Annotated in this window: 7 protein-coding genes; 3 read left to right on the forward strand and 4 right to left on the reverse strand. The window is 61.3% G+C overall.

The window, feature by feature from the left end; genetic code table 11:
- Window positions 1–52 precede the first annotated feature (52 nt).
- From AC1DM5_RS34590 to AC1DM5_RS34600, 3 genes are read right to left on the reverse strand one after another with little or no spacing between them, the layout of a single operon-like run.
- Window positions 53–3,094 carry an efflux RND transporter permease subunit gene (locus AC1DM5_RS34590; RefSeq protein WP_477824299.1) on the reverse strand — a complete coding sequence of 1,014 codons (3,042 nt, stop codon included), beginning with the start codon at window positions 3,092–3,094 and terminating at the stop codon, window positions 53–55.
- Window positions 3,095–3,106: 12 nt separating this feature from the next.
- On the reverse strand, window positions 3,107–4,177 hold the full coding sequence (locus AC1DM5_RS34595) for an efflux RND transporter periplasmic adaptor subunit (RefSeq protein ID WP_477824298.1): 1,071 nt from the start codon (window positions 4,175–4,177) through the stop codon (window positions 3,107–3,109).
- Window positions 4,174–5,250 (reverse strand): efflux RND transporter periplasmic adaptor subunit, encoded by a 1,077-nt coding sequence (locus AC1DM5_RS34600; RefSeq protein ID WP_477824297.1) that lies wholly within the window; start codon window positions 5,248–5,250, stop codon window positions 4,174–4,176. Before AC1DM5_RS34600 ends, AC1DM5_RS34595 begins: the two co-directional genes overlap by 4 nt.
- Window positions 5,251–5,354: 104 nt before the next feature.
- Between AC1DM5_RS34600 and AC1DM5_RS34605 the strand changes: the two genes are divergently transcribed.
- From AC1DM5_RS34605 to AC1DM5_RS34615, 3 genes are all read left to right on the forward strand, one after another.
- The gene (locus AC1DM5_RS34605) at window positions 5,355–5,972 is read left to right on the forward strand and encodes a TetR/AcrR family transcriptional regulator (RefSeq protein ID WP_477824296.1); all 618 of its coding nucleotides are present in this window, start codon (window positions 5,355–5,357) and stop codon (window positions 5,970–5,972) included.
- A gap of 149 nt (window positions 5,973–6,121) precedes the next feature.
- The gene (locus tag AC1DM5_RS34610; RefSeq protein ID WP_477824295.1) at window positions 6,122–6,865 is read left to right on the forward strand and encodes an SDR family NAD(P)-dependent oxidoreductase; all 744 of its coding nucleotides are present in this window, start codon (window positions 6,122–6,124) and stop codon (window positions 6,863–6,865) included.
- Window positions 6,862–7,770, forward strand: coding sequence for an RNA polymerase sigma factor (locus AC1DM5_RS34615; RefSeq protein WP_477824294.1), 909 nt, complete (start codon window positions 6,862–6,864; stop codon window positions 7,768–7,770). The genes AC1DM5_RS34610 and AC1DM5_RS34615 overlap by 4 nt, the downstream gene beginning before the upstream one ends.
- Window positions 7,771–7,935: 165 nt before the next feature.
- Here AC1DM5_RS34615 and AC1DM5_RS34620 read toward each other — a convergent pair whose 3' ends face one another.
- Window positions 7,936–9,642: an adenylate/guanylate cyclase domain-containing protein gene (locus AC1DM5_RS34620; protein ID WP_477824293.1), complete on the reverse strand. Its 1,707-nt coding sequence runs from the start codon at window positions 9,640–9,642 to the stop codon at window positions 7,936–7,938.
- Window positions 9,643–10,148: the final 506 nt, after the last annotated feature.

The following is a 10,148-nucleotide window of genomic DNA, read 5'->3' on the forward strand; positions in this document are numbered from 1 at the left end:
TCAGTCAGTGGGACACGGCCCGCCCGGAATGATCCGGGCGGGCCTGATGCTGTCAGGCCTCGCGGGGTATTCGAAACCAGGCAACATACAGAGCGGGCAGGAAGAGCAGCGTCAGGACCGTACCGACGACAATGCCGCCCATCATCGCGTAGGCCATCGGGCCCCAGAATATTTCCCTGGAGATCGGGATCAGCGCGAGGGTCGCTGCGGCCGCCGTCAGCATGATCGGGCGCATTCGATGCTCCGTCGCTTCGATAACGGCTTGCCAGGGTGGCATGCCCTCGCTTCGAAGGTGTTCGATCTGGACAACAAGGATGACGGAGTTGCGGATCAGAATGCCGATCAGCGCCAGGACGCCGAGGATTGCGACGAACCCCATGGGCGAATTACTGAAGAGCAGCGCTGCAACAACGCCGATCAGCGCGGTGGGGGCAACGGCGAAGACCAGGAACAGCCTGCTGAAACTCTGCAGCTGGATCATCAGGATCGTCGCCATGATGAACAACATCAGCGGTGCGACTGCCACGATCGGCCCCTGCGCTTTGGCGCTTTCCTCGACTGAGCCGCCGTCGACGATACGATAGCCGCTCGGAAGGCCCTTGCGGAACTTGTCGACTTTCGGCTGCAGCTCGGTGACGATCGTCGCCGGCTGCGTCGGTCCCACCACCGCGGCCTTGATGGTGATGGTCGGCGTGCGTGTGCGCCGCCAGATCGTCGGCTGCTCCAGTTCGTAGTGGAAATTCGCAACTGCAGACAGCGGCACGGAGTTGCCATTGGAGCCGGCAAGCAGAAGGTTCTGCAGCGTCTCGATCGACCCTCGCTCGGAGGTCTGGGCCCGGCCGATCACATCGACGAGATAGATATCATCCCGGATCTGCGTGGCCGCCGATCCCTCGACGATGCTGTTGAGCGCCGTTGCAATATCCTGCGAGGAGACACCGAGCTGGCGTGCCTTGTCCTGGAGCACATCGACCTTGACCACGCGCGACGGTTCGTTCCAGTCAAAGGTCATGTTGGAGAGCAGCGGATGCGGGCCGACGATGCCGGCAAGCTGGTGGGCGATGTCACGGACCTTCTGGATATCGGGACCGCTGACGCGGTATTGCACGGGCTTGCCGACCGGCGGGCCGATGTCGAGAAGCTTTACGAAGGCGTCGGTTCCGGGGAAGGTTTTCGTCAGATAGTCCTGCAGCTCGCTTTTCACCTTGTCGCGAACGTCGAGCCCCTTTGTGACGATCACCGTCTGGCCGAACGAGACATCGGGCGTCTGCACATCGAAGGACAGGATGAAGCGGGGAGCCCCCTGGCCGACATAGCTCGTCCAGTGGTCGATATCCTTGTTATTGGCCAGCATCTCGCTTTCGAACTTCGCCATCTGCTTGTTCGTTTCCGAAATGGAGCTGTTCTGCGGCAGGTTCCAGTCGACGATCAGTTCCGGCCGGTCGGAGGAGGGGAAGAACTGTTGCTGCACGAGGCTCATGCCGCCGATCGAGAGGGCAAACACTGCCAGCGTCGCGCCGATGGTGATCCAGCGCCAGCGCAGAGCCAAGCCGAGGAGCCATGCGAAGACCCGTGCAAAACGGCCTTTCTGCTCATGATGCGATTTCATGGTTTTCGGAAGGATGGTCACGCCGAGCAGGGGTGTGAACAGGACAGCAACGACCCATGAAACCAGGAGCGAAACGGCAATGACCACGAAAAGGGTGAACGTAAACTCGCCGGCAGCGCTGGTGTTGAGGCCGACGGGGATAAAGCCCGCGACCGTCACCAGCGTGCCTGTCAGCATTGGGAAGGCGGTCGAGGTATAGACGTGTGTTGCCGCTTTTCTGAGATCGTCGCCGACCTCCAGGCGGGCCACCATCATCTCCACGGCAATCATCGCATCATCGACCAGGAGGCCTAGGGCGATGATCAGCGCGCCCAGCGAAATACGCTGCATCGAAATGCCGGTATAGGCCATGACGAGGAAGGTGATCGCCAGCACGAGCGGAATGGAGATGGCAACCACGAGCCCCGCGCGAACGCCGAGGCTGATGAAGCTGATCGCCAGCACGATGACGATCGCCTCGAACAGTGCGCGCGTGAAGCCCGACACGGCCTCATCCACGACGGCGGGCTGATCGGAAACGCGCTCGACGTCCACGCCGATGGGAAGGTCGGCAGTGACCTGCTCGATCTCCTTGTCGAGCGCTTCGCCGAATTCAAGCAGATTGGCACCGGTCTTCATGCCGATGGCGAGCCCGATCGCCGGTTGGCCGTTGTAGCGGAACAGCGAGGAGGGCGGATCGACATAGCCGCGCTTGATCGTGGCGACATCGGTCAGCGGAAAGAAGCGGTCGTTGACACGAAGATTGATCGCCTTGAGGCTTTCCTCGGAGGTGAACTGGCCGCTCACGCGCAAGGCGATGCGCTCGGGACCGGCGTCGACGAAGCCCGACTGCGTCACGGCATTCTGTGCCTGCAGCGTCTCGATCACCGATTGCTGGTTGAGCCCGAGAGCGGCGATCTTTCGCGTCGAAAATTCGAGATAGATGGCCTCGTCCTGCGCGCCGATAATGTCCACCTTGCCGACATTGGGAACGGTCAGCACTTTTGCGCGCGCGTCCTCGACGAGATCGCGAAGCTGGCGCTGTGTCAGCCCGTCGCTCGTAAAGGCGTAAATATTGCCGAAGACATCGCCGAAGCGATCGTTGAAGAATGGCCCGACAACGCCGCTCGGGAACTCTCCCTTGATGTCGCCGATCATGTTGCGCACGCGCATCCAGATGGCATTCACATCCTTGGCCTTGGTCGTCGGCAGCAATTCCACGAAGATCGTCGTCTGCCCGGCAACGGTCTCGCTGCGGGTGAAATCGAGCGATTCCAGTTCTTCGAGCTTCTTTTCGACGCGATCGGTGACTTGTTTCGTCACTTCCTCGGCGGATGCACCAGGCCATTGCACCTGGATGATCATGGTCTTGATGGTGAAGTTGGGATCTTCCTCGCGGCCGAGACCGATATAGGAAAACGCGCCAGCCAGAATGAAGACGATCATGAAGTACCAGACGAGCGAACGATGTTCGAGCGCCCAGTCGGACAGGTTGAATTTTTTCAAGGGGATTTTTCCTCAGTCTACTCTGACGGCCTGGCCATCGACAAGCTTGTGAACGCCGGCAACGACGACGCGTTCGCCCGGGCTGATGCCCTCGGCGATGCGCGCGGAGCCTCCCTCGACGATGTCTCCGTCGATCCCGATCGCGCGGATGGAAACCTTGGCCGAGGCGGTGTCGACCACCCAGACGTTCGGCTTTCCGTCCTTGATCAGGATGGAGGAGGAGGGGAGCAGGATCGTCGGCTGAGCGTCGACGGTCGCGGTTGCCGTTACGACCGAGCCCAGGCGAAACGCGGCGGGCGGATCGATGAGCGTTATCCTCGTGCGTCGCGTCCGCGTCGTCGCCTCGGCTTCCGGTGCGATTTCCCTGACGGTACCGCTCGTGCGGATGGTCGGGTCCAGCTGGAGAGCAACCTCGAAGGGCGATCCCACCTTGAGGCCGTCGAAGCTTGCGACCGGTATGTCGATCACCGCATCGCTCTGTTCAGGGCGGGCGATGGTGGCAATGCTCTGGCCCGCGGCCACGACCTGGCCGACTTCGGCCGAAGTCGCTGTCACGACGCCATCGAATTCCGCCCTGAGCTGCGCGTATCCGAGCTGCTCTTCGGCCTTGTCCAGATTGGCCTGCGCCTTGGCGACCGCGGCAGCCGCGCTCTTGCGCCCAAGGTCCGCCTCTTCGTAGGCCGCTTCACTTCCCGATCTGCTTTCGAGCAGGGACCGCTGGCGTTCTTCGGTGGATGCGGCATTTGCGAGCTGCGCCTGCGCATTCGAAAGTTCGGACTGCGAACTTCTGACCGCAAGCTCCAGCGCCAGCGGATCGATGGCGGCAACGACATCGCCCTTCTTCACGACGTCGCCGACGCTGACCTTGCGGGCGATGACACGTCCCAGGACCCGAAATGCCAGCTGCGTCTCGATCCTGGCCTCGACCGTGCCCGGAAGGGTCAGTGCGGAAGCCGCGGTCGATTTTACGACAACGGAAAGGACAGGACGCGGCGGCTGCTCATGCGCTTCTTCCTGCTTCTCGCAGGAGGTCAGCAGCAGTGACCCGAGGATCGCAAGGCCGGTTGTGATACGAATATTCATTCTGCGGCTCCCTTGCTGTATGCGACGACCTCGCCCGGTCGCAAGAACTTCGTGCCGTCGACGACGACGATATCTCCCGGGGAGACACCGGCGCGCACCGCAAAGCAGCCAGTCTCATAGTCGGAGACATCAATCGGGTGGAGCGACACGCTCGATGAGGCGGGGTCGACGATCCAGACGGCCGGCTGGCCGCTCTTCGAGGCCATGGCTGACCACGGCAATTCGATTGCGTCCTGTGCTACGGATCGGAAGGAGCCGACGACAGGCGCGCCAAGCTGCATGTCCGCCGTGCCTTCGAGACCGACCTTGACCCGGATCGTTCCGGTCGACGGGTCGATCGTGGGCGAGATTTCGCGCACGGAGGCTTCTATTTTGTGAGATGGCGCCGAAAGGGAGCTGACGGCGACCGTGTTTTCAAGGTTGCGGCCGAGATAGAGGGACTCGAAGACGTTGAAGACGGCGTCGCGCGGTCCATCATGGGCAAGTGTGAAGATGAGTTGCGCCGCCTGAGCGACCTGGCCAACCTCGGCGTTTCTGGCGGTGATGACGCCATCGGCATCGGCGCGCAGTTCCGTATAGGAGAGCGCATCCTGTGCCGTATCGAATTGCGCCTGCGCCAGTTTCACACCGCCCTCAGCGGTCAGCAGCGCTTCCTGCGCCTGATCGAGTGCGGCGCGGGTTGCGACCTGCGTCTTGAAGAGGTTCTGCTGCCGGTCGAAGGCCAGCTGGGCCTGCGTCTGCTGGGCAAGCGCCGACTGCAGGTTGGCTGTGGCCACGCCGAGATCGGCTTTCTGCTCCTCGGCGTCCATGCGCGCGAGCACCTGTCCCGCCTTCACCGATGAGCCGACATCGACGAGACGCTCGACAATGCGCCCACTGACCCTGAAGGAAAGGTCGCTTTCGACGCGTGCGCTGACTTCGCCTGTTATGGCGTTGTTTTCGACTGTTGGCGTGACCTTGGCCACGACAGCCTCCACATTCTTTGGCTTTGCCTCACTCGCGCTCTGCTTTTCGCATGAGGCAAGCGCGACTGCGCTGACGCCCAACCAGGCGGCAACAAGGACAGTTTTCATGATTTGACCTCTTGCATCGGTTCGGCAGACGAATAATATTGACTAACCCATCAGTCAATGGAAATTTCTTGACGCCCGACCACGAAAAACGCTCAAGGTGAGCCATGCCTGAAACGAAGAAGCTGACGCGTGCGGAGCAGAAGGCTCGCCGACCCGTAGAGATCCTTGACGCGGCCTTTGAAGAGTTCGTCGAGCGCGGCTATGTCGCGACGCGTGTCGAAGATATAGCCAGCCGGATCGGGGTTACGAAGGGAACCGTCTATGTTTACTTCGAGACCAAGGAGCAGCTTTTCGAAGCGATGATCGGGCACATTTCGACGCCCCTGGAAGGTCTGTTGGCGAGCGCAAACGAACAGCAGGGGACTGCTGCGGAGCGGCTTCAGAAAACGATCGCGCTGATCTACGATCTCGTGATCAGGGATCGCAGATTGCGCGAGTTGATGCGGTTCATCATCGCCGAAGGTTTGCGATTCCCCCAGATCGTCGACAGACACCACGAGACATTCATCGATCCTCTCGATCGACAAATGCAGTCCGTCATCGATGACGGCGTCAGGCTTGGCGAGTTCCGATCGGCGCCTGCTGCGTTCTCCGATGCAGTCGTGGCGCCAGCCATCACCTTCCTGTTCTTCAAGCTCCTTTTCGACGAACGGCGAACCCTTGATAATACCGCCTACCTGAAAGCGCACATCGATCTCGTTCTGCATGGTCTGTTGGCCTGATCGGCAACACCATCGATTTTCGGTCGAGTCAGACTTTTTGACGCTCGCCCCACAAATCGCAGATGGCGATGACTCTTTTCACCTCGTTGGAACGTCGTTGTTGCGACCGTCGTCGAGCGGTCGGACCCGAGCCGAATGAGGATTGAGAGATGGATCTGGAAGGAAAGCGAATCGTGGTTGTCGGCGGGAGCCGCGGCTTGGGGAGGGGGCTGGCCGATGCATTTGTGGCGCGCGCGGCCGAAGTCACCGTGGTCGCCCGAAACACGGCTGCCGTGCAGGGGGCAGGCGAGCAACCGGCCGTCACCGCCATATCGGCCGATGCAACCGATGTCGACGCGGCATGGCGGATCATGGAAGAGACGCGACCCGATCTCGTCATCATGAATGCCGGTGCGGAACCGCCCATGGAACGGATCGACCGGATTGGCTGGGAGGCATTCACGACCAACTGGAATGTGGACGTCAAGGCCGCGCTGCACTGGGTACAGGCTGCTCTGACCTTGCCGATGGCGCCGGGCGGGCTTGTCGTGCTGGTCTCCAGCGGAGCCGCCGTGCAGGGGTCGCCGCTATCGGGCGGCTATGCGGGAGCCAAGCGCGCGCAGTGGTTCATTGCAAAATATGCCGAGGGCCTGTCGGCGCAACTCGGTCTGGGTCTGCGCTTCCGGGTCATCGTTCCCCGGCAGATGTTTGCCGGAACCGGTGTGGGCGATACCGGCATCGCGGCCTATGCCGCGGCGGCGGGTCGGACATTTGCCGAACAGGCCGCCACCTGGCCGGACATGACGCCGCGGGCTTTTGGCGATATGGTCGCTGACCTGATCGGCAGGACGGGTCTTACCGAGACCATGGTCTACGCGGTGCGTGGGGATATGGGTGTGACGGTCATCGAATGACAGAAGACGCTGCTCTCGAAGACGAAGAGAGGAAAACTCTGCTCGCAGCGCTCGCCAGGGAAGCGGACGCGCTTCGCCCCGAACTGCATCGCTATGCTGCCCGTCTGGTGGGTTCGGTGATCGACGGCGAGGATGTGATTCAGGACGCGTTTGCCAGGGTATTTGCGACGGCTGGCTCGATCCCGCCGGGCACGCCGCTGCGACCCTGGCTGTTTCGTATCGTCCATAACAGAGCCATAGATGCCCTGCGCCGGCGCAGTACGTTCCGATCGGAGCCCCTTGAGTTGGCTTTCGATCTGGCCGATATCAGCGCCGTCGGCCCGGAGGACGCGCTGATCCGGCAGGACGCGGTGCGGGTGGCCCTCGGCCACTTTGCAGAATTGCCGGTGCCGCAACGCAGCGCGGTGATCCTCAAGGATGTATTGGGAGAGTCACTTTCGGACATCGCAGCGCTCCTGGAACTGAGTGTCGATGCCGTCAAGGCCCATCTGTCGCGCGGTCGGGCGAGATTGCGGGCCATCTCCGACGTTCGCTCCGAGGTTCCGCCACCGCCGAGTCCCGAGGTCCTGAACTTTGCAGCACTCTTCAACGCCCGAGACTGGGACGCTTTGCGTCGCCTGCTGGCGCAGGATGTTCGGCTTCGTCAGGCGCGACGGCCGGAAATCTCCGGTGCCGCCGACGTCGGTCGGTTTTTCACCTATTATGCCGAATATCCGCCGGTCAGGCTCGAACCGGCCTGGCTGGAAGGCCGGGAAATATTGCTGGTATCAGCCGAACCGCCTGATGGTCCTTCCTATTTCATGCTGCTCGAATGGCGGGAGCAAAAGATAAGCCTGATCCGCGATCATCGCTATGCGACCTATGTCATTGAAGGTGCTGATGTCATGCTGGCCGCATCGCGGTGACCGACATTGATCAAGGCGGTCCAAAAGTCATGCGAGATCGGGCTGGTTGACGCGTTTTGTGGAGCGTCTGAAGAAGCTTGGCACTGCGATCCAGACCGCCGTTCTCGCCCAGCGCATATCCGTTGATCAAGTCCTCGAACGCGTCGGGATTGTCCCCACCCGCTGTCACATCTCCGGCAGGCCGGCCTTTCGGAAGCCGTCGACAAAGTGGTCTCGTACAGATGCATCGCGCAGCGGCTGGGAGCTGAGCCAATGGCCGATCGTGAAATGAGGGTGGGCGATCAGGAACAATTCTGCTTCTCGCCGTGCCTCCTCACGGTGGCCCAACTGCGCAAGCGTCGCAGCCAGGAATTTGCGTGAGTTGGTACGATACGTGTCTTCCCTGCGGAGTGTTGCGGCCGCGGCCTCATAGTCACGCGCGGCGTATTGCGCCTGCCCAAGATGACAAAGATACCAGCACGCTGGATAGGGATTGAGCCGCAGAGCTTTTTCGATCTGCGCCAGTCCGTCGGCAACCCTGCCGTCCAGCACGGAAATGTCCGACATCGCGGCCCAGGTGTCGGCGTGGTTGGGGTCCAGCTCCAGGGCCTTGGCGAAGGCGGCCTCCGATTCCTCCCATCGCCGCTCATAAGCCAAAATGGTCCCCAGAACGTAACGGCAGCCGGCATCGTTGGGATCCAGGTCGACCGCCTTCTGCGCTGATGTCACCGCCATCCGACGGTTGGGATCTTCGGGCTCGCCGAAATGAGTCCAGGCCAGCCAACGGTTATAGGCGAGCAGACCGAGCGCCTCGGCATATGATGGCTCGAGCTTAACCGCGCGTTGGAGCAGCATATAGGCCTCACGCTCAGTTTGCGGCGACTCTTCCGTCAGGAGGCGGGCGCGCACACACAGGTCATAGGCTTCAAAGTTCTTCGGCCGATTGCGCTGCGGCGGGATGGTCAGCCGGCCGACGAGGGCTTCAACAATCTTGGCGTTGACTTCATCCTGTAATTCGAAAACATCTTCCAGCGTCCTGTCAAACCTCTCGGCCCACAAGTGCCGGCCGCCAAGCGTGTCGACCAATTGGGCATTGATGCGGACACGGCCCATTGCGCGTCTGGCGCTGCCCTCCAGGACGTAGCGGACGCCGAGTTCCTGGGCGACCAGCCGTACGTTGACCGCCTTGCCCTTGTAGCCGTAGACGGAATTGCGCGCGATGACGAACAGGCCAGCCGTACGGGAAAGGTCGGTGATCAGGTCTTCAGTCAAGCCGTCGACGAAAGGCGCGTCCGCTTCATCCCCACTCATATTCGTGAACGGCAATACAGCGATCGAGGGAATTTCGGGCAGCGGCAATATGCTCTGCAGCGCATCCGGCCAATGCCACACATGGACCGGGCGAGTGAGGTTCTTCAGGTAGCGTTCGCCTGCATCGAAGAACCGGTCGTCGATCTTGCCGACGATCTCGCCGTGTACGCTGGCTGAAATGCAGATGCCTCCCGGCGCGGCCTGTCTCTCGAGGCGCGCCGCGACATTGACCCCGTCGCCGAGGACGTCTGAACCCTCGTCAATGACATCTCCCAGATTGACGCCTATACGCAAGAGCAGGCGCCGGTCTCCGGAAGCTTCGACAGCAGCGGTGGCCCGTTGCATTTCCAACGCTGCTGCGACCGCTTCCACCGCGCTACCGAATTCGATCAGGAATCCGTCGCCCATGACCTTGAAGATGCGACCTTTGTGGCGCATCACAGCCGGCTCGATAGTGCCGGAACGGAGTTCCCTGAGGTTCTCCAGCGTTGCGACTTCATCTGCCTCCATCAGGCGTGAATATCCCACCACATCGGCAACGACGATGGCAGCAAGGCGACGCTGAAGAGATTGATCCGTCATGTGAGGACAAGCCTAACGACTGAGTTAGCAAGTTATTGTTCAACCGCGGGTGAGTCAACAAGTGGTAAGAGGTAATGTCCAGGCGATCTCCACCTCCATCGAGCCGTCATCCTTCTTTGTGACCGACGGCGTCGAGGTGGACGACACGGAAATGAGTATCCAAGGAAAGCGTACGGTTCTTGAACCGTCTGGTGATGGGGGCGAGCGGGGGCTTCGGCGGAAGTGCCCAGTTCTGTTTGCGAAATKGCGTTCCGGGGGAAACCCGAACTGCAACTGCGCTAGGTCTGCATTTCTGGCTAACTCTCCGGATGCGGCCAGTCTCCTTTCGTGAAGAGTTTCGGGCGCCGGCAGGCGTACTTCGTGAAGAGTTTCGGGCGCCGGCAGGCGTACGAAAGTCCCCGAGGAAGGAACCCGCGGGCCACAGTCGGAGGCTATGGGGATTTCGATCTGCGGCTGATGTCGGCGATGGCGCGACCGCCGTCAGGAAGTGGGGTGATGGATGCGGA

The sequence above is a fragment of the Rhizobium sp. 01T437 genome (genome assembly GCF_056398505.1).

Bases quoted from the DNA above. Each gene is read 5' to 3' on its own strand.
- AC1DM5_RS34595 (WP_477824298.1), bottom strand. From the start codon at position 4,177: ATGAATATTCGTATCACAACCGGCCTTGCGATCCTCGGGTCACTGCTG.
- AC1DM5_RS34600 (WP_477824297.1), bottom strand. From the start codon at position 5,250: ATGAAAACTGTCCTTGTTGCCGCCTGGTTGGGCGTCAGCGCAGTCGCG.
- AC1DM5_RS34605 (WP_477824296.1), top strand. From the start codon at position 5,355: ATGCCTGAAACGAAGAAGCTGACGCGTGCGGAGCAGAAGGCTCGCCGA.
- AC1DM5_RS34610 (WP_477824295.1), top strand. From the start codon at position 6,122: ATGGATCTGGAAGGAAAGCGAATCGTGGTTGTCGGCGGGAGCCGCGGC.
- AC1DM5_RS34615 (WP_477824294.1), top strand. From the start codon at position 6,862: ATGACAGAAGACGCTGCTCTCGAAGACGAAGAGAGGAAAACTCTGCTC.
- AC1DM5_RS34620 (WP_477824293.1), bottom strand. From the start codon at position 9,642: ATGACGGATCAATCTCTTCAGCGTCGCCTTGCTGCCATCGTCGTTGCC.